Source organism: Bradyrhizobium sp. HKCCYLRH1030, assembly GCF_051168395.1.
GTDB lineage: Bacteria > Pseudomonadota > Alphaproteobacteria > Rhizobiales > Xanthobacteraceae > Bradyrhizobium.
The window spans coordinates 79,743-103,773 of sequence record NZ_JBNPUY010000010.1; the positions used below are offsets into that span (position 1 = coordinate 79,743).

General features: G+C 66.3%; 20 protein-coding genes. 10 read left to right on the plus strand and 10 right to left on the minus strand.

All coding sequences use genetic code 11. The features are described 5' to 3' along the window. The first annotated feature begins 28 nt into the window (after window positions 1-28). The 4 genes from ACQR1E_RS26350 (at window position 29) to ACQR1E_RS26365 (ending at window position 3,292) form a co-directional block, all read left to right on the plus strand. On the plus strand, window positions 29-1,666 hold the full coding sequence (locus ACQR1E_RS26350) for an FAD-dependent oxidoreductase (protein WP_434897763.1): 1,638 nt from the start codon (window positions 29-31) through the stop codon (window positions 1,664-1,666). Next, entirely contained in the window at window positions 1,663-1,857 is a 195-nt protein-coding gene (locus tag ACQR1E_RS26355) for a DUF2783 domain-containing protein (RefSeq protein WP_315716512.1), read from the plus strand. Before ACQR1E_RS26350 ends, ACQR1E_RS26355 begins: the two co-directional genes overlap by 4 nt. Before the next feature lie 247 nt (window positions 1,858-2,104). Further along, window positions 2,105-2,755 (plus strand): Mpo1-like protein, encoded by a 651-nt coding sequence (locus tag ACQR1E_RS26360; RefSeq protein ID WP_316171297.1) that lies wholly within the window; start codon window positions 2,105-2,107, stop codon window positions 2,753-2,755. Between the two features lie 126 nt (window positions 2,756-2,881). Beyond that, on the plus strand, window positions 2,882-3,292 hold the full coding sequence (locus tag ACQR1E_RS26365; RefSeq protein WP_315716509.1) for a hypothetical protein: 411 nt from the start codon (window positions 2,882-2,884) through the stop codon (window positions 3,290-3,292). 850 nt (window positions 3,293-4,142) lie between these two features. On the opposite strand, the gene ACQR1E_RS26370 is transcribed toward ACQR1E_RS26365, so the two are convergent. The 4 genes from ACQR1E_RS26370 to ACQR1E_RS26385 all read right to left on the minus strand — a co-directional run bounded on the left by ACQR1E_RS26370 (window position 4,143) and on the right by ACQR1E_RS26385 (window position 8,018). Continuing rightward, window positions 4,143-4,625 (minus strand): hypothetical protein, encoded by a 483-nt coding sequence (locus ACQR1E_RS26370; RefSeq protein ID WP_315828454.1) that lies wholly within the window; start codon window positions 4,623-4,625, stop codon window positions 4,143-4,145. 152 nt (window positions 4,626-4,777) lie between these two features. After that, a complete protein-coding gene (locus ACQR1E_RS26375) occupies window positions 4,778-5,266 on the minus strand; it encodes a DUF427 domain-containing protein (RefSeq protein ID WP_315753732.1) in 489 nt (162 codons plus the stop codon). Between the two features lie 120 nt (window positions 5,267-5,386). Continuing rightward, window positions 5,387-7,087 (minus strand): hypothetical protein, encoded by a 1,701-nt coding sequence (locus tag ACQR1E_RS26380; protein WP_315753734.1) that lies wholly within the window; start codon window positions 7,085-7,087, stop codon window positions 5,387-5,389. Between the two features lie 127 nt (window positions 7,088-7,214). Then, window positions 7,215-8,018, minus strand: coding sequence for an MBL fold metallo-hydrolase (locus ACQR1E_RS26385; RefSeq protein WP_434897764.1), 804 nt, complete (start codon window positions 8,016-8,018; stop codon window positions 7,215-7,217). A 118-nt stretch (window positions 8,019-8,136) separates the two neighbouring features. Here ACQR1E_RS26385 and ACQR1E_RS26390 point away from each other — a divergent pair, with 118 nt between their 5' ends. The 6 genes from ACQR1E_RS26390 (at window position 8,137) to ACQR1E_RS26415 (ending at window position 16,619) form a co-directional block, all read left to right on the plus strand. Further along, a complete protein-coding gene (locus tag ACQR1E_RS26390) occupies window positions 8,137-9,255 on the plus strand; it encodes a ring-opening amidohydrolase (RefSeq protein ID WP_316167908.1) in 1,119 nt (372 codons plus the stop codon). A 564-nt stretch (window positions 9,256-9,819) separates the two neighbouring features. Continuing rightward, window positions 9,820-12,351 (plus strand): TonB-dependent receptor, encoded by a 2,532-nt coding sequence (locus ACQR1E_RS26395; protein WP_316186071.1) that lies wholly within the window; start codon window positions 9,820-9,822, stop codon window positions 12,349-12,351. 40 nt (window positions 12,352-12,391) lie between these two features. Continuing rightward, window positions 12,392-13,081: a Fe2+-dependent dioxygenase gene (locus tag ACQR1E_RS26400; RefSeq protein WP_434897765.1), complete on the plus strand. Its 690-nt coding sequence runs from the start codon at window positions 12,392-12,394 to the stop codon at window positions 13,079-13,081. 952 nt (window positions 13,082-14,033) lie between these two features. Continuing rightward, window positions 14,034-15,350: a tonB-system energizer ExbB gene (gene exbB / locus ACQR1E_RS26405; protein WP_434897766.1), complete on the plus strand. Its 1,317-nt coding sequence runs from the start codon at window positions 14,034-14,036 to the stop codon at window positions 15,348-15,350. Window positions 15,351-15,354: 4 nt separating this feature from the next. Then, on the plus strand, window positions 15,355-15,804 hold the full coding sequence (gene exbD / locus ACQR1E_RS26410; protein WP_315716497.1) for a TonB system transport protein ExbD: 450 nt from the start codon (window positions 15,355-15,357) through the stop codon (window positions 15,802-15,804). A 26-nt stretch (window positions 15,805-15,830) separates the two neighbouring features. Next, complete coding sequence (locus ACQR1E_RS26415) at window positions 15,831-16,619, plus strand: energy transducer TonB (RefSeq protein WP_315753745.1); 789 nt, start codon at window positions 15,831-15,833, stop codon at window positions 16,617-16,619. 351 nt (window positions 16,620-16,970) lie between these two features. Here ACQR1E_RS26415 and ACQR1E_RS26420 read toward each other — a convergent pair whose 3' ends face one another. From ACQR1E_RS26420 to ACQR1E_RS26445, 6 genes are all read right to left on the minus strand, one after another. Beyond that, on the minus strand, window positions 16,971-18,827 hold the full coding sequence (locus ACQR1E_RS26420; RefSeq protein WP_316167912.1) for an outer membrane beta-barrel protein: 1,857 nt from the start codon (window positions 18,825-18,827) through the stop codon (window positions 16,971-16,973). Window positions 18,828-18,915: 88 nt separating this feature from the next. Next, a complete protein-coding gene (locus ACQR1E_RS26425; protein ID WP_315716494.1) occupies window positions 18,916-19,257 on the minus strand; it encodes a cupredoxin domain-containing protein in 342 nt (113 codons plus the stop codon). Between the two features lie 615 nt (window positions 19,258-19,872). After that, window positions 19,873-20,652 carry a cytochrome b/b6 domain-containing protein gene (locus tag ACQR1E_RS26430; protein ID WP_434897814.1) on the minus strand — a complete coding sequence of 260 codons (780 nt, stop codon included), beginning with the start codon at window positions 20,650-20,652 and terminating at the stop codon, window positions 19,873-19,875. A 10-nt stretch (window positions 20,653-20,662) separates the two neighbouring features. Then, on the minus strand, window positions 20,663-20,941 hold the full coding sequence (locus ACQR1E_RS26435; RefSeq protein WP_315716492.1) for a PepSY domain-containing protein: 279 nt from the start codon (window positions 20,939-20,941) through the stop codon (window positions 20,663-20,665). A gap of 974 nt (window positions 20,942-21,915) precedes the next feature. Beyond that, window positions 21,916-22,524: a DUF4399 domain-containing protein gene (locus tag ACQR1E_RS26440; RefSeq protein ID WP_315716490.1), complete on the minus strand. Its 609-nt coding sequence runs from the start codon at window positions 22,522-22,524 to the stop codon at window positions 21,916-21,918. Window positions 22,525-22,533: 9 nt separating this feature from the next. Beyond that, window positions 22,534-24,003 carry a formylglycine-generating enzyme family protein gene (locus ACQR1E_RS26445; RefSeq protein WP_434897767.1) on the minus strand — a complete coding sequence of 490 codons (1,470 nt, stop codon included), beginning with the start codon at window positions 24,001-24,003 and terminating at the stop codon, window positions 22,534-22,536. Window positions 24,004-24,031: the final 28 nt, after the last annotated feature.

Consider the following 24,031-nt stretch of genomic DNA (forward strand, 5'->3'; position numbering starts at 1 on the left):
CGACCGCAACGCGCCAGGCGAGGCAGCCATGAGCAACTATGTCTATCCGCGATTTCCCTATGTCTGCTCGGCGGAGCAGCGCAGCGGCGAGACCCGCCGCCATCCGATCGTCGTGATCGGCGCCGGGCCGATCGGCCTGACAGCGGCGCTCGATCTCGCCGCCCGCGGCCAGCCCGTGGTCGTGCTCGACGACAACGATACCGTCAGCATCGGCTCCCGCGCCGTGTGCTACGCCAAGCGCCCGCTCGAGATCTGGGATCGGCTCGGCTGCGCCGCGCCGATGGTGGAAAAGGGCGTGAGCTGGAACATCGGCAAGGTGTTCTTCCGCGACCAGCTCTCTTATCAATTCGATTTGCTGCCCGAGCCCGACCATCGCTGGCCGGCAATGATCAACCTGCAACAATACTATCTCGAGGAGATTCTGGTCGATGCCTGCAACAGGACTCCGCTGATCGATCTGCGCTGGAAGCATCGGCTCGTCAGCCTCAAGCAGACCGACGACTCCGCGCAGCTCGCGGTGGAGACGCCGGACGGCATCTTCACCATGGAGGCGCAGTGGGTGATCGCCTGCGACGGCGCCAATTCCGATACGCGGCGCATGGTCGGCGCCGAGTTCACGGTTCAGTTCTTTCAGGACCGCTTCCTGATCGCCGACGTCAGGATGAAGGCGGAGTATCCGACCGAGCGCTGGTTCTGGTTCGATCCGCCGTTCCATCCGGGACAGTCGGTGCTGCTGCATCGCCAGTCCGACAACATCTGGCGCATCGACTTCCAGCTCGGCTGGGACGCCAATCCGGACGAGGAGAAGAAGCCCGAGCGCGTGATCCCACGCATCCGGGCCATGCTCGGCGAGAGCACCGAATTTGAGCTCGAATGGGTGTCGATCTATCAGTTCGCCTGCCGCCGGATCGACAATTTCCGTCACGGCCGCGTCCTCTTCGCGGGCGACGCGGCGCACCAGGTGTCGCCGTTCGGCGCCCGCGGCGCCAACACCGGCGTGCAGGACATCGACAACCTCGCCTGGAAGCTGGCAATGGTGCTGCGCGGCGAGGCGCCGGAGAGCCTGATCGACAGCTATCACGAGGAGCGCGCCTTTGCCGCCGACGACAACATCCTGAACTCGACGCGCGCGACCGATTTCATCACGCCGAAGACGCAAGCCAGTCGCCTTTACCGCGACGCCGTGCTCGACCTCGCACAGAACCACGGCTTTGCGCGGCCGCTGGTCAACAGCGGCCGGCTGTCGACGCCGACGCCCTATGTCGCGTCGTCGTTGAATACGCCCGACGGCGGCAACGTCCCCGGCGCGATGACGCCTGGCACCAATGCCGCCGATGCACCGGTGACGATCGCGGGCGAGCCCGGCTGGTTGCTGAACTGTCTCGGCTCCAGCTTCACCGTGGTCACGTTCGACCCCGCCGTGACGGCCGAGCAGCTCACCATCGACGGCATCACGGCGCAGGTGATCGTCGTCGGTCGCGACATCGCCGATGCCACGGGCCTGCTCGCGGCACGATACGGCGCCTCGCCCGGCACGACCTATCTGTTCCGTCCCGATCAATATGTCACCGCCCGCTGGCCGCAGTTCGACGGGGACGCGATCACGGACGCGGTCCGGCGCGCCTGCGGCAGGCGCGGCGCGGTCCAGCAGGAGCTTGCAGCATGAGCCTGACCCTCACCCCGAACATCAGCGATCCCGACGACTTCTATGCCGAGCTGATCGGCGGCCAGCGCGACCTCGGCGAGGACGAGGCGCTGCGCATGAACGCCAGGCTGGTGCTGCTGCTCGCCAACCATATCGGTGACCGGGCGATCCTGAGCGAGGCGATCCGGCTGGCAAGGTCGCCCGCCGGCTGACGCAGGCCGCAACACGTCACATCGGCAGCCGGCTTTGATCCGGATCAAAGCCGTTTCTCCGCATTTTGCGGCAGACAGAGAGACCAGCCGGCGAGTCGTGCGCCGGCGCAGAGTCCGCTCGCTTGCGCACATTGCGGCTCCCGATCCGATCCCGGTCGGTTTCATTGTGACAACATCATAATGTCACGCCACCTTCACCGAGGCCCTCTACGTCTTCGCCTCGTTCCACAACGGCACGGGGATTCGCATGTCGCGCTACTACAAGACGCTGCAGACGCAGCGCTTCGACGACTATCGCTACTATCATCAGAGCCGGATCAATCAGACGCTGCACCTGGTCAGCGCCGTGATCTTCCTCGTGTGCTATGCGCTGCTGTTCAAGGATCCGGCGATGGCCGGTCTGGTCGGCTGGCTCGCGATGCTGACGCGGCAGACCGGGCACTTCTTCTTCGAACCGAACGGCTATGACCACGTCAACGGCGTCAGCAATGACTACAAGGAGGCGGTCAAGGTCGGCTACAATCAGACCCGCAAGATCGTGCTGCTGACGGTGTGGGGCCTGGTGCCGGTGGCGCTGTTCGCGTTTCCGACGCTGTTCGGCCTGTTCGCCGAGCCGACCGGCCGGATGGACTTCGTCCGCCACGTCGGCCTGCTCTGGCTCGCGGTCGGCATCGGCGGCGGTCTGTTTCGCGTCATTCAGCTGTTTGCAATGCAGGATGTCTCGACGGGCCTGATCTGGGCCTTCAAGGTGCTGACCGACCCGTTCCACAATATCGCGCTGTATTGGAAGTCGCCGCTGGCGCTGCTGCGCGGCGAGCTGATCGATCCGACCATCAAGGACGCCTCGCATTGGGGCGCCGCCGAGGACGAGGCCGAAGAAGCTGCGCATCTCACCTGATCGCGAGTTCCCGCCGCCGGCCGGTCCCGCGGCGGGTGTCCTCGAACAGACGGGCTGCAACAACATGGAACAACTCTCCTGCTACGCCGTTGCGGCCTCAGTGCTGGCGGCCTTCAGGAGCTCCCCATGTGTGACTACAGCCTCCATACTGTTGCTTCCCGCGATGCCAAAACTGCCGACGTGCTGGTCTCCTGTCGATTTCCCGGCACGGAGACCCGCGGCTTCTGCACCAAGGACGACCCGTTGACCGCCGTCTGCCTGCGGCCGGGCACGGAGCTCGCCTTCGAAGACGATGTCCGCATCAAGGGCTTCTTCTTCCGGCGCAAGGTCGGCGCCCATCTCGCCCGCTTCCGGCAGGTCGACACCAACAAGCCGACCGAACATCACGATGCGCTCGAATTCTCCAATGGCCGAATCGTCAAGGTCACCGACCTCGCCACCGGCCAGCGCGCCCGCGTGCTGCAGATGCCGGCCGATCCGGCTGCCCGGCGCACGACCGTACCGCTCACGATCGAGCTGCGGGCGACGCAGCTCTGAAAACGTCGACATGGCCGGCGTCAGCGCCGCGGCGGCGCTGGCGTCGGGCATGACCAGCTGAAGACAATGCGCGTCGTCGGAGGCCGCGGGCCCGCCCCCTGATGCCATCCTGAACATGTGATCTTGCATGCGTGTTCGCGATCCCGCGGCACGATCGGTGCCCGAGTGATGCGGCAGTCGTCCCTCTGAAAATGAGAGGGCGCGGGGAAGGCCGGGTGCTGACCGCGGCCCATGGCCCGCCTGCAACAAGAAAGCAGGCGGCAGTCACCACAGGTCGGGCCTGACAACCGGCCTCCCCCGCGCGATCGGTTTTAACGGTGTCCTTCGTGCTCTCCCTGGGGATCGGCGTTCTTGCCCCCATCGCCCGCCCCGAGCCGTCACAGCATCGAAAGCGAACTTGACCTCAGCGTCGAGAGGCCAGGACCACACGACTTCGCCGTCCGCGCCGGACTGCGCTCGTCTGGCGCAGCCGTCACGTCCATCGCAGCCCACCTCCACGTTCGTGACGACGCGTACGTCCCTCTGCACGAGGCGGGATGGGGAGAGAAAAACATGATTTCGGAAAAATAGCAAGAGCAATTTCGCAAAATCCGCAGATCACGCGGCGGCGGCGGTGCGCTCCCCTCCCCCTTGCGGGGAGGGGTTGGGGGTGGGGGTCCGCGGGCGCGGAGTTTCGTTCGGGCTGGTCAGCCCAACAGCGGCCAATCGATCCGAGCTATCGAGACACCGCCCGTGGGGACCCCCACCCCCGACCCCTCCCCGCAAGGGGGAGGGGAGACGCGAGAGCGGCACTCGCGGCGCAGAATGCTGGAAGCTGACCGCAACCGACGTCGGACAATCTCGTCGCCGTTCAATCCGGCAAATTCGTAAACTTCGGCCGCCAGACGCCCAGGATGACGTTCACGGTGGCGACGCCGAGCATGACCCAGATGGCGCCCTGCTCGGTGCCGAAGTTGGGCGCAAGCGTCGCCGGATCGATCTGGCCGGCGACGGCGCGCGCGGCCTCCTCGGCGGCTTCCTGCATCGGTCCCTGCACGGCGGCAAAGCCCCATTCGAAGACGAGGATGCCGGAAGCGAGCTTGGCGAGCGCCCAGCCGGCGCTGTGCAGCGCGCGGTTGATCGCGATCGCCAGCAGGCCGGCGACCAGGGTCAGGCCGAGCGAGGGGAAGAACACGTAGCGCACGATGGCGCCCATCGCCGCGCGCATCTCGGCATAGTGCGCGAGCGACACCGACGGCTGCGGGATGAGGCCGAGCAGCACGACGAGGCAGGCCATCGCGCCCATCATGCCGATCGCGCCCATCGTGTGCAGAAACTTCATCAACCGTCGCATGGCATTCCCCCGGCGTCGTGAAGATGAGATCTGGTCCGGCAGGGATTGCGGCCCCAGCCAAGTCAGGCCGCGCTGCATGCGCAGGCTGCCGTCACCATTCATCCCTACGATCAGGATCGGCGACCGGATCATGCATCGGGACGGGAGCCTGTCTACCAGTGCCGCGTACCCGGCCCGCCCTTGAACGGTCCGACGACACGAGAGGTGATCCAGCCGCCGTAGAAATCGCCCTGTTGCGCGGCAACGCGCTCGTCGCCGACGAAGCAGGCCTCGACCCGCGAGGCATAGAACGCCAGATGGCCCGCGATCGGTGCGAATGGCGCCGTCGGCTGCTCGTAGCTCCAGGCGGCCTGCTCGGACACGCGGCCGCCGACCTCCAGCGTCCAGTAGCCGGCGACGCCCTTGAACTCGCAGAACGACCGGCCGGGCGCGCGCCGCAGCCACTGCATCGCGACATGCTGCGGCGGGATGTAGTAGACTGGAGGATGGCTGGTCTCGAGCACGCGATGGCCATCCTGCGTGTCGGCGATGGTAACGCCGGCAAATGCGACGCGCAGCCGCGCCGTGCAGCGCTCCAGCCGCGGCGGCCGCGGATAGTCCCACACCGATTCCTGGCCCGGCCCCGGCACGATGCGTTGCATGTCGCTTCTCCGTTGTGGCGCCACCGACCGCGCCTAGCGCCCGGCCAGCGCAAGGCAACGGCCGAACGGCGACAAAGGATCACCGGAGACGGATGGGGAGCGGCGGCCGTCGTTCCGGCTTCACGAAGGTGAGGCCGCCGGCGGAGCGGGCTGAGGCTCCTGCACAGCGGTGGTGCCGGTGCCCTGCCCGATGCGGAACAGTTGGATGTAGCTGCCGAGATAGAGCGGCGTGAGTCCGGCGACCGGCTGCTCAGGGACTGGCGGGTCGAGCAGCAGGACAGCATCGAAGTTCGACCGCCAGCCGGCCAGATAGCGCGCGAGCGGCAACACGTCGGCGGGCGGCGTGTCAGGTTGCAGCCAGCGCCACGCGGCGGGCTCGGCCAGCGGCTGCGCAAGACGAGCGAAAGAGGGACGGACCGTGATGGGCTGCTGGTTCGGATGGGCGAACATCAGCGGCCAGAACGCCCGCCGCTCGATCACGAGCAGCGCCGCCATATGGGAATCGACGTAGCGGAATCCGGGCAGGATCCGCTCGCGCCGGCTGGAGACGGGCTGCTCGTGGCCATGCGCGGCGATGACGCGCGCGCCGGGCTGCACATGCGCGATCGCCGCGCGCAGTTCGGCAAGGTCCACCCTGTGATCGATCCATGCCGATGCGATATCCGCGGTCCGAATCAACATCAGCCCCGAGAGGACGATGCCGACGAGCACCGCCTTCCTGCCAGACACGACCGGCTGCAAGCCGGCGAACAGCAGCAGGCCGCACATCGCGGCAAAGCGCATGTCGATCAACGTTCCTCCCAGCGCCGTCCACGGCGCGGCGACGAAGGCGACGAACAGCGCCGCCAGCGCCAGCGGAACGCCCGGCGCGACGACGAGCTGGCGCCGGACGAGGACCAACACAGACATCACCACGACCGTCGTGATGATCGTCAGCTCGGCGCTGGTTGTCAGGAACGGCGTCATGATGCGCCACAGCTTCGGCGGTCCGTCCCAGTCGCCGAGTTGCAATCCACCCTCGCCCAGCGGACAGAGCCCATAGAGCAGCACGGCCGGGCTGAGCGTGACTCCGAGCGCACAGGCAGCGACAGCGAACTCCCGCGCCAGGACCGGCGACCGGCGCAGCCGCCACAACCGATCGGCCTCTCCGGCGCCGATCAGGACCGCGAAGAACAGCAGGCCGAAGATGTGGCAGAGGAAGGCGGCCGCCGCGGCGATGGCGCCCCAGGCGATCGCGGGCAGCCAGCCGCCCCGACGGCGCAGCGCCACCCAGCCGGCGGCGCCGCCGAGGGCCAGGCCGAGCGAGAGCTGGAAATTCATGAAGCCGAGCAGGAAGACGCCGTCATAGGCGACGATGCCGGCCGCCAGCGGCCACAACGAGAGCCGGCCGAACACCGCGCGGTGATAGGTGATGACGCCGACGAGCGGCGCGAACAGGCTGAGCGCGAGCAGGATGCGGCCGCCGACATGAACGTCGGTGACGCGCAGCAGCGCGACGCCGATCACGTCCATGCCGAGATTGGGCAGGATGCGCCAGTTCGGCGCGTATATCTGCGACAGCACGGGATCGTCGGGATGCGCCAGGACGAACAGCCGCGCGAGGTGGTTGGGATAGTCGAGCACCGGCGGGACATCGACCAGCAGGAACGGCACCGCGAGCACGATGGCGAGCACCAGCGCCAACAGAATCCAGCGCCAGGACAGGTCGCCGGCGCTGGAGGCGGACACCGGATGATGGGGAGCTGATCGGAGGTCTGAATGCACGAGGAGCCCGGCCGGCACGATGGCGCCGGTCGCCGACGAGCACGATGGCAAATGCATTGAGGTACCCCATTCCGCCCGGGATACTTCGATACCATCCGACCAAAGACTGCAAGATGCCCTGAAACAACCTTCTGGTTGTGCCTAATGCCCCGTTACTTTACGGGGATTCCGCAAAGCTGGCGGCTCAAGCGATCGCCTGAAGATAACGCCGCACCGAGCGATCGAACGCCGCCTTCGCATCGTCGGCGATGTTCTTCTGCCACCAGGCGCCGTAGATGCGATCGAAGGCCAGCGGCGCGACCGCATCGGCGATGCGGCGCACGGCGGCCGCGCCGAGCGGGATGTAGTTCGGATAGGAGTACATGAAGCTGACGTGGCGGCGATCCATCGCCACCATCGCGATGTCACCGGTCAACAGCGCGCCCTTGCCACCGGCACCTTTGCGCCAATGCAGGATGGTGGCGCCGGCAAAATGCCCGCCGGTCCGCAGCAGCACGACGTCATCCGAGATGGCGAGGCGATCGCCCGTCCATGGCACGATCGCCGGATGCGGCCGGGTGACGAAGGCGCGGTCGTCGCCATGGAGATAGACCGGCGCGTTGCCGAACGCGGCGCTCCAATCGGCGGCCGCGCCATAGTAGTGCGGATGCGACACCGCGATGGCCTTCAGGCCGCCCAATGAGCGGACGCGGGAGATGGCCGCATCGGTCGCCAAGGGAATGCAGTCCCACATCACGCAGCCGTCCGGCTCGGGAACGAGCAGCGCGCGCTGGCCGATCGCAAAGCTCGGGTCCAGAGCGAGGCCGGTCAGGCCGTCATCCTCGCGCCAGATGACCTGATGCCGGCCAGCAAGGTCGTCGCGGCTGAGGAAGCTCTGTCCCTTCCAATTCACATATTGCCGCTCGTCCTCGCAGACGACGCAATGGCCGGGCGGCGCCTTCGTATCGGGAAACTGCGCGCCGCATTGAAAGCAGGTCCAGAGAGGCATGGATCACCGGTCGTCGAGATGGGATTGCGGAGGATAGCACGCGGACCATCCCGGAACACCGTCGCGCGCGGCTTCGTGATTGCCTAGTGTCGCCGGACGCCCGACAGGAGTTCTCGACATGCCGACCACGCTGCGCCGCGCCTACGTTCACCGCCTGCCGATGCGCAGCCCGGACGATGTCGGCGCGCTCGAGACCGGAATCGCGCAAGGCGCGATCGATCCCGCCGGCATCGTCGCCATTCTCGGCAAGACCGAGGGCAATGGCTGCGTCAACGACTTCACCCGCGCCTTCGCCGTGCGCTCGCTGGAGACGCTGCTCGGCCGCTATCTCGCAGCCGACGCCGTGCGGCAGATCGCGATGGTGATGTCGGGCGGCACCGAGGGCGCGCTGTCGCCGCACATGATCGTGTTCGAGGCACGCGACGGGGATGACGCCGCGGCGCCGCGCGCTTTCCCGGCATCGCTGGCGCTGGGGCGCGCGCGCACGCCGGCGCTGCCGGGCGAGCATCTCGGCCGCATGCCGCAGGTCGAGCTCGTGGCCGCCGGCGTGCGCGCGGCAATGACCGACGCCGGCATCAGCGATCCTTCCGACGTCCATTATGTGCAGGTGAAATGTCCGCTGCTGACGATGGAGCGCATCGAGGCGGTCGAGGCCCGGGGACAGCGCACCGCCGTGCGCGATACGCTGAAATCGATGGGCTTCTCGCGCGGCGCCTCGGCGCTGGGTGTCGCGATCGCGCTCGGCGAGCTCGCCGCCGCCGATGTCTCCGACGCGACGATCTGCGCCGACGTCTCGCGCTACAGCGGGCGCGCGGCCACCTCGGGCGGCGTCGAGCTGCTCGACCACGAGATCATGGTGGCCGGCATGTCGGCCACCTGGAGCGGGCCGCTCGCGATCGATCATGCCGTCATGGGCGATGCTATCGACATCGAGCCGGCCCGGCAGGCGCTCGCCCGGCTCGGCCTGAACGTGCCGGGCCAGGTGGCGGCGGCCGATCGCAGCCGCATCGCCGCGGTGCTCGCGAAGGCGGAGGCGGCGCAGAGCGGCCGGCTGCGCGGCCAGCGGCATACCATGCTGGATGACAGCGACGTCTCCTCCACCCGCCATGCCCGCGCCTTCGTCGGCGGCGCGCTGGCCGGGCTGTTCGGCTTCACCGACCTGTTCGTCTCAGGCGGCGCCGAGCATCAGGGTCCCGACGGCGGCGGGCCGGTCGCGATCATCGCCGAGCGCCGCTGATCTCACGGTCGAGACCGCTGCAGATGCCGGCCCCCGGCATGAAGGTCTACGCTCGGAACCTCACCAACCGCTCCATTCCGACACCTGCCACCGCGGCAACGTCCCGTTCACCCAGGTCGCTCCGGGCGCCGCGTTCTACCTGATCACCACGGCGAAGTTCCGAGCCGCACACGCGCCCCGATCAGGCAACGGATTCGCCAGATTCCCGCCGCATCTCGCGACGCGGCGGGGAGCAGCTCGAACCGAAGATCGACCGAAGTGATCGTCAAGCGAACGATCCACCTCGCGAGACGACGTGAAGGACCACCAATTCTCTCATCAGCAATTGAATGACGGAGATCGGTTCAACCAGGAGATTTCAACTGTTGCTACGGGGCGACAGTCTGCAAACAACTCTCATTCTCAGAAATGGATGGAAACTTTTCGCATTCCGGCCACCGGCGGAACCAGCTTTGGGCCGCTTTCCCCCGCTTCTTGACTTGCATTCGCAACAAGCGCGCGCCGGTTGCGGGCGTTCAAGCGAACCCAAGTCAAAGTTTTGCGTAACGAATGGGGTGGTCGAGTATGGGTAAGGCAGTCTTTCCAAGGAGCTTGCGAGGGGCAAGCGGACACGAGTGGGATCCATCTCCCGAGATTTCCGGTGTGAAAGTCTCGGCAGTCGCGAGCCTGATCGCGGTTGCCTCGTTCTCCGGTGCCGAAGCCCAACAGGCGCCGCTGCCGTCCGTCACCGTCGAAGCCCCGGTGGCGCGCCCCAAGCCGGCCGCCTCGCGCCCGACCGCGGACCAGGTCCGCGCCCGCGACGCGATGCGCCGCGCCGCCCGCCAGCAACAACAGCAACAGGCCGCGGCGCCGAAGAGCAATCTGCCGCCCGACCGCAACCCCTATTCCAGCCCCGCCTCCGACTACAAGGGCGAGCGGCTGCAGGCCTCCGGCAAGTTTCCGGAGAAGCTGCTCAACACGCCGAAGACCGTCACCGTCCTGAGCAAGGAGATCCTGGCGGACAAGAACTCCACCAGCCTCAAATCCGCGGTGCTCTCCACCGCCGGCGTGACGCTCGGCACCGGCGAAGGCGGCAACGCGTTCGGCGACCGCTTCTTCATCCGCGGCTTCGACGCCCGCAACGACGTCTTCATCGACGGCGTGCGTGACGCCGGCGTCTCCGTGCGCGAGAACTTCTTCACCGAGCAGGTCGAGATCCTGCGCGGCCCGGCGTCGTCCTTCGCCGGCCGCGGCACCACCGGCGGCGCGATCAACATCGTGACCAAGCAGGCCACGACCGAGAACAGCTTCTACAACATGGACACCACGCTCGGCACCGACAGGACCAAGCGCGTGGTGATCGACGTCAACCAGAAGATCACGCCGACCTTCGCTGCCCGCGTCGGCGGCCTGTTCCAGGATGCCGGCGTGGCCGGCCGCGACTACGTCACCGACAACCGCAACGGCGGCTTCGTCGCCACCAAGTGGACGCCGCTGGACACCGTGACCCTGTCCGCCAACTACATCCACAACGAGGTGACCGGCCGTCCGGACTTCGGCGTTCCCTACTATCGGCCGAGCACGCTCACCGCCGGCGCGCCGTTCCCCGAGGTCGGCTCGCCGCGCAACGCCTGGTACGGCTTCGTCAACCGCGACTTCTCGCGTGTCGGACAGGACATCGGTACGTTCAACGCCGAGGTGAAGGTCACGCCCGACCTGACGATCTCCGACAAGATCCGGGTGTCGCGCTCGACCCTGAACTACATCGGCACGCTGCCGGAAGGCCCGACGCTCACCAACCCGCTGTCGAATTCGACGATCCGGGCCAATCCGCAGAGCCGCTTCCAGCAGACCGACGTGCTCGCCAACCAGCTCGAGGCGACCTACAAGTTCGATACCGGCAACTTCAGGCACACCGTGCTCGCGGGGCTCGAAGTCTCGCAGGAAAAGGCGCGCATCAACAGCTACACCGGGTTGACATCCGAGCAGCAGGGCCTGGCGTTCGCGGGCAGCGGCTCGCTCTCGGGCGTGAGCGTGTTCAACCCGCAGTTCACCAACCTACCGTTCGGCATTCCGTCGCTGGGACAATTCCCGACGAACGTGAAGATCGACTCGGCGAGCGTCTACGCGCTCGACAGCGTCAACTACCGCGATCTCGTCATCCTCAACGGCGGCGTGCGCTACGACAAATACGACGTCCGGGTCGACGGCTTCGGCACCGTCAACGGCGTCGCCAACACGCCGGGTTCGACGGCGGCCTCCAGCGGCATGCCGAACTTCAACGTCGGCATGACCTTGAAGCCGGTGCCCTACGCCAGCTTCTATGCGGCCTACGCCACCTCGTCGAATCCGGTCGGCGCGGAGTTCGACGGCCTCAGCCCGCAATATGGCGGCCTGTCGGCGGTCACCAATGGCGGCGCCAACCAGATCTTCGGGCCCGAGAAGAACACCTCGATCGAGATCGGCACCAAGTGGGAGCTGCTCGACGGTCGCCTGCTGGTCACCGGAGCGCTGTTCCAGACCGAGAAGGAGAACGCCCGCGAGTCACGCAACATCACCAGCGCCGCGCAGGCCACCGCGGACTGCCCGTATCCGGCAGGCACCATCGGCTCCGTGCCGTGTCTCTCGGCCGGTGCCGCCTACCGCATCCGCGGCATCGACCTGCAGGCGGGCGGCAAGCTGACCGACAAATGGAGCATCTTCGGCGGCATCGTGCTGATGCAGTCCGAGGTGACGAAGTCGAACATCCCGCCAGCCAACACCGCGCTGTTCACCAGCAATGTCGGCCTGCAGCTCGCCAACACCGCGCACCAGTCGTTCAGCCTGCTGACGAAGTACCAGATCAACGACACCTGGGAGATCGGCGGCCAGGCGGTGTACCGCTCGAAGATCTTCGGCGGCACCTGGCTGGCGGCGAACCAGGGCACGGAGCTGCCGAGCTACTGGCGCTTCGATGCGTTCGCGGAAGCCAAGCTCGACAAGAACTGGACGGCGAAGCTGTTTGTTGCCAACATCTTCGACAAGCTCTACTACGACGCTCTCTATCAGAGTGCCACCCCGTTCGTGCTCGTCGGTCCGGGACGAAGCGCGTCGATCGTCCTGTCCGGGCGGTTCTGATCGCACACCCAAGCCTGGGCATACATCAAGTGATGAGTTCATGCTGATCTGTGTCCCCGGAGTTTTGAGCAAAGACGATGTGGCGGACTTCCGCCACATCATGGACGACAGCGACTGGGAGGACGGTCGCTCGACGGCCGGCGCCCAGTCGGCCATGGTCAAGCGCAACGAGCAGTTGCCGCCCGACAGCGAGGTGGCGCGCAAGCTCGGCCACCGCATCATTTCGGCGATGACCGCCAATCCGCGCTTTCTCGCCGCCGCCATCCCGCAGCAGATCTTCCCGCCGCTGTTCAACCGCTACAGCGCGGAGTCGGGCCACCATTTCGGCATCCACGTCGACAACGCGGTCCGCGGCGACACGCTCACCGGCCTGCGCATTCGCACCGACCTTTCGGTCACGCTGTTTCTGTCCGAGCCGGAGGATTACGACGGCGGCGAGCTGGTCATCGAGGATCTGTACGGCTCGCACCAGGTCAAGCTGCCGGCCGGCGACCTCGTGCTGTATCCCGCCTCGAGCCTGCACATGGTCACCCCGGTGACGCGCGGCGTCCGCGTCGCCTCGTTCTTCTGGCTGCAGAGCATGATCCGCGATCCCCTCGCGCGCAGCATGATCTTCGATCTCGACACGACGATCCAGGGATTGTCGCAGCGGATGGGACGCGACGATCCGGAGATGGTGCGGCTGACCGGCCTCTATCACAACCTGATCCGCTACTGGGCCGAGAACTAGACGACCGTTTTCAACGTTCCAGCCCTATTGATGCAGATATGTAGACCCTCACTGTCATCGTCCGCGAACGCGGACGATCTGGTACGCCGTGACATCTCGGTTCATCATCTTCGCGGATTGCTGGATGCACTGCCTTCGCGGAGCATGACAGCGGTCGAGATGGCAAGCGATAGACCCGGCATCGACCGCTGCTTCCAAGGAAACGCGCGTCTCAATATCCGCCTTCGGTCGCCATGCTCACGTTGTTTTCGATCGTCTACGAGCCGGGTTGCACACATGCAGCCCGGCTCATTCGTTCGGACGATGACCACATCGCTGCGGAGCCGTTCTCAGCCTTCGCGATGGACCACCGTCCACCTCACAAGCGGCCGCCTGTCTCTTCCTTGAGCTGTCACACGTCCTTGACTGCCGGCAGACCGCCGCTTGCGAGCAGCACGATCTTGCTACGCCGGCAAGCGTGTGCGATTCGCGAACTTCAGCCACCGCTCGCGGCTTGACCAGATCGCGCGGGGCCCGTTTTTTCAAACAAACCTGATTCCACCGCACCCTGATTCGGATCTCGACGCTTTCGAGCCCTTTCCGGCGGCATCACGTCTCGAAGAACGCGCGTGATGCCCTCGCGCCCACCGAACGGGACCATCACGCCGGCGCCGACTAATTAGAATTGATGGAAGACCGAACGGCGGCATTTGCGTGACAGGCAGCCGCGTTGGCGGAACCGTGCACGGCTCGTCGCGCCCCAGGTCAGGACTTTCAGGGAGTTATGACGCGATGGGCAGCATCGCGAGCTGTTACGCAGATCACACGATTCGATTTTTCATCTGGCATCGCACTCACCGGAGTGACTGCCGACATTGATGTTCCCGCTTTGAGTCAACGCGCCGTCTCAAAACAGCCGGGTTACGACTAGAAGCATTACAGAGAAGATAACTACCAAGGGGTACGCAGCAACATGTTCAGGATCGTTCTTCATGTAGGAGCGGTGATCGCAGCCGTTTCGGCCGGCGCCATGGCGCATGCCGAGCAGCCGGCCACGTCGCCGAGACCTGGCCAGGCTGCCACCGCCCCGCAGAACACAACACCGAGTCCGACGACGCCGACCGGCGCGAAATCCGTTCAGGCTCCGACGACGGCGGCCGCCACGCAGGCGCCTGCCGCTGCGCCCGCCAACGCCGCCAGTGCGCCGGCTCCCGTCGCGCACGCAGCTCAAGCTCAGGGCGCGGCTCCGAAGCCGATGACCGTCGGACAGGCGCAGACAGCCCCCGCCGTTGCCCAGCCCGCGCCCACGGCAGCGGCTTCGACGACCAACGGCGTCGCGACGACGGCCGCGCCTTCGCCGGCTCCGGCCGCGACCACGCCGCAAGCTGGTGCAACGAACCAGGCACCGGCCGCCGCAACGAACGACACCCAACCGTCGACCGCGACCGAAGCCGTCACGGACACGGCAGCGGGCGACAAGGCGAAGGACCAGGCAGAGAAGCCGGCCCAGGGCGCGGCACAAGGCGGTGCGCAAGCGGCATCACACGTGCCGCATGATCTGTCGCCATGGTCGATGTTCCTGGCCGCCGACATTCTCGTGAAGTCGGTCATGATGGGGCTCGCGCTCGCCTCGCTTGCGACCTGGACCGTCTTCATCGCCAAGACCATCGAGTTCTCCATCCTGCGCCGGAAGCTGAGCGGCGCGCTGCGCAAGGTCGACGACGTACGCTGGCTGTCGGAAGCCAAGCTCGCGCTGGGATCACGCCAGAACGTGCTGACGGCTCTGATCGACGCCGCCATGCACGAGATCAGAATGTCGTCCGAACTGCCGTCTCACGGCGTCAACGAGCGCGCCGCGTCGAGCTTCTCCGAGATCGTACGTGCCGAGGGCCGGCGTTGCCGGACCGGCATGGGCCTGCTCGCCACGATCGGCTCGATCTCGCCCTTCGTCGGCCTGTTCGGCACGGTCTGGGGCATCATGAACAGCTTCATCGGCATCTCGAAGTCGCAGACCACGAACCTCGCCGTCGTCGCGCCCGGCATCGCCGAAGCGCTTCTCGCAACCGCCATCGGCCTCGTCGCCGCGATCCCGGCCGTGATCATCTACAATCACTTCACACGGGTGACGAAGGGCTACATGGAGCTCGTGAACCGGTCCTCCGGCGCCACCGCCCGGATGTTGTCGCGCGATCTGGATCGCGGCCAGAGCCACCACAGCAGCCATCACGGCGAGCGCTTCGAGCCGATCCACGTCCACTCTGCGCCTCCGATGGCGCTGGCGGCGGAGTAGCTCCATGGCCGTCTCTCTCTCGGAAGGCGATGGCGACGATGATCTCGGCGAGACGAGCGACATCAACGTCACGCCCTTCATCGACGTGATCCTGGTGCTGCTGATCATCTTCATGGTGGCGGCACCGCTGTCGACGGTCGACGTGCCGGTCGATCTCCCGACATCGACGGCCACGCCGCAGAAGAAGCCGGACAAGCCGATCTATGTCAGCATCAAGCCGGATCTGACGCTGTTCGTCGGCGAGGAGCCGGTGAAACGGGCGAGCCTGGTGAGCACGCTCGAGCACATCCCCGAGGCGGCGAAGGACAAGTTCATCTTCCTGCGCGCCGACCGGGGCGTGGCGTATGGAGAGCTGATGGACGTGATGGAGCTGCTGCGGACCGGCGGCTATCCGAAGATCAAGCTCGTGACTGTCGAAGGCGTCTCACAGGCCGCCGCCCAGGCTGCACATTGAAACCAGTGAAACGACGGAACTGAAGAATGGTCGAACACAAGTATCAGGGAGCATCGCGCCGCTTGTGGATCTCAGCCGCGATCGGCGCCCTCATGCTGCACGGTGGCGGCGCCGCGCTCGCGGTCGTCCATCTCAGCGGCAATGACGCGGACGGCGGTCTCGGCGCGGCCGGCGCCGAATTCGCGCTCGAGATCGCCTCTCCCCAGGTCGAGGACAACGATCTTCCGCCGGGTCCCGACAGCGACGCGGCCGAAGCTGCGCCGGAGCAGATGCAGCAGACCGCCGAAGTCAAGGAGTCCGACGCCGTCAAGGACAAGCCGACCGAGACAGAGGAGGAGGCCGATCGGGTCGTCACGCAGAACGATCCCAAGAAGCCGGAGAAGGAGGAACAGCAGCAGGCAACCCAGCAGGCCGAGGCGTCGGTCGCATCTGCTGCGCAGGAAGAATCGGCCCGCAAGGCGCTGGACGAGGCCGCGCCGCCGGCCGAGACGGCCAAGGCCCCCAATCCGGGAATGGGCAAGGACAAGCAGAAGCTGACCAACGATTGGGGCCGAAAGATCAGCGCCTATTTCGAGCTGCACAAGCGCTATCCGGAAGGCAAGAAGCACAATGGCACGGTCAAGGTGGCGCTGGTGCTGAGCCGGGCCGGCAAGGTGGTTTCTGCGTCCGTCATGCAGTCGTCCGGCGACTCGATGTTCGACGATGCCGCGCTGGCGATGATCCGCCGCTCCGACCCTGTGCCTGCGCCGCCGTCCGGACTGACGGACGATCAGTTCAGCTTCAGCCTCGACGTGAACTTCAACCAGAAGAAGTAGACCGTGCGTCGTTCGACGCGTGTATCTTGAAGACTTGGCAGCGTTCGCAATGGCGCGAGCGCTGCTTTTTGCGTCTGCTGGGCCTAGGTCGCGCGGACGAAGGAACGCGAGACCTTTCCGTATCCGGCCGGAATTCCCGCGAGACGACCTTTTCCAAAGTCTCCTCTCATATTCGGAGATGGGTATCCTCGCTGTCATCGTCCGAGGCGGACGATCCAGTACGCCGTGACGTTTCGGTTCGGCATCTGCCGCCACGGAAGTACTGGATGCCCCGCTTTCGCGAGGCACGACAGCGTTGGAGACTGTGGGGACTCAACCCACCACGCATGCCGATTGGATGGAAACGTTCGTCTAGTACTGTACCCGCGCGCCGACCTGCACCACGGTCGCCGACAGATTGTTTTCGCGGAAGTTGGAGCGCGTCTCCTCGCGCCGGACGCTGGCCCTGAGCTGCAGCAGGCGTGAGAACTTGTAGAGCATGCCGAGCTCGACCAGATAGCGGTTGTCGACCCGCGTCGTGCCGGTGAACGCGTCCTCGCCATAGCCGGCGAGGAACGTGCCGACGAGCCAGGGCTCGAACTGATGCTCGATGCCGACGGTGACGTCGCGCTTGAGCACGCCGGAAATGCCGGGCTCGGTGATCTCCACCACCTGCGACTTGGCCCCCAGCGCGATCGCCGTCTCCTTGGCGAACTGCCATGTCAGATTGGCGTCGGCAATGAAGCCGTTGACCGGCTTGAGCATCGGATCCTGATAGCGGCGCGTCAGATAGCCGACGGCGACGTCGCCTGTCAGCTTGTCGGCGTAGTTGAAGGTCACGCCGGCCTCGACCGCCGTCCCGGTGGAGTCGCGGCGGAAGCCTTCGGCATCGACCGCGATGTCGTGAACGCGGCGATCGACGGCGACGTCGACGAAGGGACGGATCTCCGGCGTCAGATTGTAGGTGATGCGGCTCTGCGAGCCGTATTGGACGAAGTTGCGATCGGCATTGCTGACGATCTGGCCGTCGACGAGCGGCGCGTTCTGGAACGCGACGCGGTCGATGGCGGCCTTGGTCGAGACCTCGACCTCCTCGAACCGCTTGGTGACGCCCGCCGAGCCGCCGACGGTGGAGGCGAGCGGAATCCTGGCGAACCGGCCGGCGAAGCGCGGCGTGCCGGGATCATCGGCATCGACGGCAACGTGGCCCTCGCCGTTGAGCGCAAACGTATCGGTGATGTCGTAGCGCCCATTCACCTTGGCGTCGACGGTAGGCCTGCTGAGCTGCCGGAGCTTCGCATAGTCGATGTAGCCGACGCGCACATCGGCGTTGAGCAGATGCCGCTCGAACTGAGAGCGCACGAGCAGGACCGGCGCAACGCTGACGAAGGCCGAGCCCTTGCCTTGCGGCACACGGCCGGGATTGCTGTCGAAGCCTGAGGACATTTCGAACGCAGGCTTCAGGATGAAGTTTCCCACCGTGATGCCCTTGGGCTCATAGGGGTCTTCCGCCATCATCGGCGGCTGCGGCTGCTCCTGCGGCTTCTGCCCCTTGTTCACCGGCGGCAGCCGCATCTTGGGCTTGTCCGCCAGAACGGGCGGAATCGGCTGCGCATCCTGTCGCGGAATCGGCGGCAGGTTGCGCGGCAGCACGCCACGCGTGGCCGGCGGCGGACTGACGGCGAACGCCAGCGCGTCCAGGCAGCGATTGGGCACGTTCGTGACCGACAGCCGGCCCGGCGTCGACAGGCAGCCGCCGACCAGGAGGCCGGCGGACGGTGCACCGAAAAAGCCGTTTCGAACCGGAGCCAGACGCGGCGCCGGCTCGCGGCGCGCGGCCTGCGGGAGCGCGCCCGCGCCCGCATCGATCGGAGACCGCGGCCGCGGCGGTGGAGCCTCGTCCACCTGCGTGGCCGCCTTCGGCTCCGGCTCGACCCCGCCCGGCGAAACGATCACCTGCGGAATGACCAGCGGTCCATTGCTGTTCGCCGGCCTCACCGGCTGGCGGCGGCGATTGGGTACGACCACCACCGGTCCGGCGTCGGTGGTCCCCGGATCTGCATAGGCCCTGACCTGACTCCCCGGCGTGACGGCCTGACCGTAGGACGGCGCGACTCCGAACAGCGTCACGAGCAGCACGGTGATCGCAACCGTCTCCTCCTGGCACCGTGAGACGTCGCGACCGATGCCACGTCTGGAAGCGACCGTCTCTCGTGCTGCCCGTTCCAAAGAGCCTCGTCTCCGTCGAGTTCGGCAACCCGCGAAGCGCGGCGCCCGCGGCGTGACGCATCCCGGCATCACGGCGTCGAAGGTCGGATCACTCGATGATCAGCGCGCCCTTGTTGCCCTGATGGAAGTCGTCGAAGAATTCGTAGCGTCCCGGCTTCTGCGCCTTGACCTTCACGACGCCTTCCATGTTGGGCTTGATCACCGTCTCGAACTCCAGGGGCTCGCTCTCGAACTCGACCGGCGCGCCATCCAGATTCTTGACCTTGAACACGATCGGCGTGTTGGCCGGCGCCTTCATCTCCGCCGGCTGAAACTTGTTGTCCTTGACCGATATCTCGATGGTCGTCTCAGCCGCACCTGCCGGCAGCGCGAACGCCGCGATCAACAGCACGGCGGCTCCTGCTGCCTGTACCTTCCCAAAGAGATTCATGCTGTATGTCCCTGTCCCGAATTCACCCGAATGTGCCGAACGTCTTCCAGCGCTCGCCTGTTTCGACGAGCCTTCGACACTTCATAGAACGACTATAAAGTCCCGAATGCGGCAATTTGCCGTGTCGAAATTTGACAACATCTGTGTGTGCGACAAAGCGCGCGAATTTATTAGTTGTACGGCGTCAAGTCGCCGCGCAAACGCGCGGGCTCGAGCATCGCCGATGCACAGCGCCGAATGACAACGACGAAAATCAGCGGTCACTGCGGTCGGTAGCAGCACAATCGCCTTAGTTCGCATCTGTGCTGATATGAGACACGACAGGTCATGCAGCGCCGTCGCGCGCCGCGAACCACACGAGACTCACGATCGACCGCCTACGCTGCGCACAGCACATGCATGATCCTCATGCGCCCGCTCATCGAGACGAGTGCGAGCGAGATGCACGAAGGGACACGCTCGTGCTGGTCTCACGCGGCATGGACCGCAATATGCGTGTGCGCCCATCCAGCTCGAGCCGTGCGCGGACAAGCCTTGCGCGCACTAGAAATGAAATCAGGCGCGGGCCTGCACGCACATATCGCCGGCGAGCGCACACGACCGATGCCCGCCGTCTCACCTGCCGACCCCCAGCCGCCTGTCGTGAATGCTGAGGGATCGCGGCATACGCGCAGGCTTCGCGGTGCCGGGGGCCGGATTCACGCGCAGGGGCGGCAGATCGGGTACAACGGATACGTGCTCCTCGTCCGCCATCGGCTCGGGCTCCGGGCTCTGGCGTGCGACGCTGCGCGCCACCGCAGGCGCGGCGCGCATGATGCCAGGCACGCGCTTGCGTCCCGTCACCATCGCGCGCATCAAATTCTCCCGCTGCAGCACGCTCATCCACACCGTGCCGAGCACATGCACGGCGATCAGGGCGATGATGGCATTGGACGACAGCGCATGCGCCTGCTCGATCCAGCCGACGCCGAAGAACCGGATCGAGACCTGCATGACGCCGCTGATGGTCGAGACGATCAGAAGCGCAAGCATCACGACCAGCATCGCGGCCCCTGCCGGGTTCAGGCCCAGATAGCGTCCCGTCTCTCCGCGCAACATGCCCACGATGTACTGAGGCGCCGCCCGCAGCTTGAGGCTGATCCGCGCAAACAGCGAATGACGGCTGCCGATCAGTCCCCAGATCAGCCTGAAGGCGAGAAGACCGATGACGGCATAGCCCGCCAGGCGATGCAGGCGATCGAACGTGTTGGGCGTGACGCAGGCGACGAGCACGAAGGCCGCGAGCGACCAGTGCCAGACGCGCAGCGGAAAATCCCAGACCGCTACGGTCCCCGAACCCGAGTTCGCCGGCGTCTCGGAGAAGACGCTCCGCTGTGCCTGGCCTGCGTCACGCATGACCATCAGATCACTTCGCCTTGGTGTGCTTCAGCGCGAGGTCTTCGGGGCTGTAGAACAGCTCATAGAGCTTACCGCCCTTGACGCCGTAGACCTCGTAGCAGGTGCCCTCGATCTTGGTCTGTCGAACCTCGTAGCCCGCGGCCTTCGCCTTTGCCTCGGCCTCGGCGGTGGTCTTCCACGACGCCTTGTCGAGCTTGGTGCAATCCTTGTAGCCGTCGGCGAGCGCTGCGGAGCCCGACGCCAGACCCGCCGCCAAGACCACGCCCATCAGCTTGATGACCTTCATAATCAAATCCCTCCTCGAAGACTGCGCCATCGGCGCCAACAGCGCTCGATGCGCAGGCTACAAAGGGGAGGAGATTTCAACGAAACTTGGACATCATCAGCCGCGGCGGATGGCCTCGATCACGCAGGCGCGGCTCGAAACGTTCCGCATCCGGCCGCAATGTCGCTGAGATGCGAACTCACATGCGGTCCCGTCAGGATTGAACCGTGTCGGCAGGCTGCTGATCTTTTCAGGACTCGACAACGCGCGCGGTTCCCCGCGCATTGCAACTGATATTGATTCGCAAGGATGTAGCAGCATCATCGCGAGGCGCATGCGCTTTGCTCCCGCACAAGGCGTGGCCGGCGCTGTGTGCGGGACCACACTCCTGCCCGATTGCCGCTGTGACCATGGTGAGGCGAGAAAGGAACCGACAGCTACAAGGCTGCGACCTTAAGCCTCAGAATTTTTTTTTGAGCGTCGCCATCGTTCGCACGACCGGATCGAGATCGATGGTGGATGATGACGATGCGGCTGCTTGCGCACGCATCGTCCGGCCGTCAAACGCACATCCGTGCGGACAACGGCGCAGCCATCCTGATCCTGGGCGCGGGCAATGCCCTTGCCGACACGGACTGCCGACCAGGATGGCGAGTCGCTGCAGGAAAACGACGTGTCGGATGCCTCGGCAACGACGTCCCCTTTTGCGTCGGGATCTGCCATGGACGCGCGCCAGGACGAGCGGCCATTTGCCGGGTGAGGTGCGCTTGCGCCGCCCAGTGCGGCGCATGCCTCGCGAGCCCTGGCGCGGATTTCGACATGCGTCATTCCATCGCTGCGGCAGGGGCAGGATGATGATGGATCGTCCTTGCCGCCATCGCGCGACAAGCGCCGCCCTCAGCGATGGATCCTCGAGGAGCGAGCGAGCTTGCGTCCCACGGTCGCGCGCAAGGCGACGCGCATCACGCGCCCGGCCGTCGGGAATGGAAGGCTCGTCACTTCGTTCCGGAGAAGACGCGGCTGATGAAGTCGGAGCTCTCGGGCGACTTCGTCATCTCCGGCGACGGCTCGGGCTGGGCCGGCGGCTCGGTTGGTACGGATCGGATCTGCGGTCGGCTTCGGACGGTGACGCTGCGCGTCGCGCGCGCCTCCTGCTCGCCTCCGTTCGGCTTGCTCACCGTGATCATGATCTTCTCGGAGATCACGGGCGGATCGAAGTTGAGATGCCTGGTGTCGCCCAGCACGAGCTGCAGCGTGTGCTTGCCGGGCGACAATTCGATCCGCGCCTCCGTCTCCCCCGCTGCGTAATGAACGTGTTTCTTGTCGCGCGGAATCTCCTCGCCGGCCTGCATCGTCTCGTCGACGTCGACCAGAAGATGATGATGGCCACTGCCGGCGAAATCGTCGCCCGCATGGGTAACGCCCATGTTGCGCAGTCCGAAGCGAGCGATGAAGGGCCCGGTCACCGTCTCCCCGTCCGCAGGAGAGATGAAATAGACGCGGGCATCCTTCGCAGCCTTCGTTCCCTTGGCCGGCGCCAATGACGGCGCGAGCACGAGCGATGCGGTCAGGATGAGGCAGAGTCGCGCAGACCTCGGCAGCATGCAAATCCCCTATGGTGAGAGCGCGACGCGGAAACCCAGGGTCGGATGCCGGATGCGGCCGTCATAGCGGTCGCGGCTGCCGGCCCGCGCATCGGCGGCGCCGTTCTTCCACGATCCCGAGCGGATGACACGGGCATAGCTGCCTTCCTCGAGCCAGGCCGATCCGTCCGCCGGCGCGCCCTTGTAGTTCTTGTGCCAGCTGTCGGCGACCCACTGGCCGACGCCGCCGCCCATGTCGAACAGGCCGTAAGGATTGGCCTGGACGCTGCCGATCTTCGGCGGCTGGTCGGTCTCGGCGTCGCCCGTGCCGTTGCAGCCCTTGCAACTGGCCATGCCGGGGCGCATGCGATCGCCCCACCAATAGCGGGTGCGCTGGCCGCCGCGCGCGGCATATTCCCACTCGGCCTCGGTCGGCAGCCGGAACGACTTGCCGGTCGCCTTCGACAGCCAGGCGAGATAGGCCTGCGTGTCGTCGTAGCTCAGGTTGGTGACCGGACGATCATCCGCACCGGCCGCGATGTCGGCGCAGCTTGCCGCGGCGACACACTGCTTCCACTCGCCGATCGTCACGGGATGCTTGCCGAGCGAGAACGGTCGCACGCTGACCTGATGCGCCGGCTGCTCGGACTCGTCGTCGCCGCCCATCGCAAAGCTGCCACCGGCGATCGCAACCAGCTCAGGCACGCGCAGCTTCGGCCCGGCTTCCGCCGCCGGCGCGGGCCGCGGAATGGCTGCCGCGTCGGATGATCGCGCCAGCGTCGCCTCGAGTGCCGGAGCATCCTGGCGCGGCGCGATGAAGGCGCTGGACGGCGATCGCGCGGCGTCCTGGCGCGCGCCGGCGGCTTCCAGCAGGATCCGGCGCGGCGGAGGCAGCGGCGCGGCGGACTGCGCCTCCTGCTGCGAGCTCGACGATCCGGCCGACCCAGGCGGCGCCTGAATCAGCAGCCTGATCTCGCGTAGCGGCAACAGCACGCCGCCGAGGAAGACGATGCCGAGGACCACGACGCCGAGCGCTCCGCGGATCAGCTTCTTGCGCGCACCTGCCGCCGGTGCGAACGCGGCCTTCAGCCGGCCGCCCTCACCCGCCTCCTCCTGATCACCGTCGCTGCCGTCGTCCCATCTGTCTGGAAGGGACGCCGCCGGCGCGGGTGACGGGCGCACCGGAGAGACTGGTGCAGGTTCTCGTCGAGCCGCACTCTCCGGCTCTGCGATCTCCCATTCGGCATCGAGCGACTGCTCGAGCGCGCCGCACATCATCAGCAACAGCCCGCCTTCGCTCTTGCCGGTCCAGCGCTCCTGCACCTCGGGACACTCGACCTGATCCTCGACGCGCAGGAAGCTCGGCGGACGCATCGGGCTGAGCGAGACCTGCACCGTGCGGCCGCAGCGCCGGCAGGCCACCGCGCGGGAATCCTCCGGCAGCGCATCCTCGGCGAGCTTGGGAGCCCGCAGCCATTGCAACGCTGAACTCTCGCTCATGCTGTCCTCGCTCGTGATGCCCGCCAAC

Coding starts and splice junctions, on each gene's coding strand:
- ACQR1E_RS26350 (WP_434897763.1), top strand. CDS start 29: ATGAGCAACTATGTCTATCCGCGATTTCCCTATGTCTGCTCGGCGGAG.
- ACQR1E_RS26355 (WP_315716512.1), top strand. CDS start 1,663: ATGAGCCTGACCCTCACCCCGAACATCAGCGATCCCGACGACTTCTAT.
- ACQR1E_RS26360 (WP_316171297.1), top strand. CDS start 2,105: ATGTCGCGCTACTACAAGACGCTGCAGACGCAGCGCTTCGACGACTAT.
- ACQR1E_RS26365 (WP_315716509.1), top strand. CDS start 2,882: ATGTGTGACTACAGCCTCCATACTGTTGCTTCCCGCGATGCCAAAACT.
- ACQR1E_RS26370 (WP_315828454.1), bottom strand. CDS start 4,625: ATGCGACGGTTGATGAAGTTTCTGCACACGATGGGCGCGATCGGCATG.
- ACQR1E_RS26375 (WP_315753732.1), bottom strand. CDS start 5,266: ATGCAACGCATCGTGCCGGGGCCGGGCCAGGAATCGGTGTGGGACTAT.
- ACQR1E_RS26380 (WP_315753734.1), bottom strand. CDS start 7,087: ATGCATTTGCCATCGTGCTCGTCGGCGACCGGCGCCATCGTGCCGGCC.
- ACQR1E_RS26385 (WP_434897764.1), bottom strand. CDS start 8,018: ATGCCTCTCTGGACCTGCTTTCAATGCGGCGCGCAGTTTCCCGATACG.
- ACQR1E_RS26390 (WP_316167908.1), top strand. CDS start 8,137: ATGCCGACCACGCTGCGCCGCGCCTACGTTCACCGCCTGCCGATGCGC.
- ACQR1E_RS26395 (WP_316186071.1), top strand. CDS start 9,820: ATGGGTAAGGCAGTCTTTCCAAGGAGCTTGCGAGGGGCAAGCGGACAC.
- ACQR1E_RS26400 (WP_434897765.1), top strand. CDS start 12,392: ATGCTGATCTGTGTCCCCGGAGTTTTGAGCAAAGACGATGTGGCGGAC.
- exbB (WP_434897766.1), top strand. CDS start 14,034: ATGTTCAGGATCGTTCTTCATGTAGGAGCGGTGATCGCAGCCGTTTCG.
- exbD (WP_315716497.1), top strand. CDS start 15,355: ATGGCCGTCTCTCTCTCGGAAGGCGATGGCGACGATGATCTCGGCGAG.
- ACQR1E_RS26415 (WP_315753745.1), top strand. CDS start 15,831: ATGGTCGAACACAAGTATCAGGGAGCATCGCGCCGCTTGTGGATCTCA.
- ACQR1E_RS26425 (WP_315716494.1), bottom strand. CDS start 19,257: ATGAATCTCTTTGGGAAGGTACAGGCAGCAGGAGCCGCCGTGCTGTTG.
- ACQR1E_RS26430 (WP_434897814.1), bottom strand. CDS start 20,652: ATGCGTGACGCAGGCCAGGCACAGCGGAGCGTCTTCTCCGAGACGCCG.
- ACQR1E_RS26435 (WP_315716492.1), bottom strand. CDS start 20,941: ATGAAGGTCATCAAGCTGATGGGCGTGGTCTTGGCGGCGGGTCTGGCG.
- ACQR1E_RS26440 (WP_315716490.1), bottom strand. CDS start 22,524: ATGCTGCCGAGGTCTGCGCGACTCTGCCTCATCCTGACCGCATCGCTC.
- ACQR1E_RS26445 (WP_434897767.1), bottom strand. CDS start 24,003: ATGAGCGAGAGTTCAGCGTTGCAATGGCTGCGGGCTCCCAAGCTCGCC.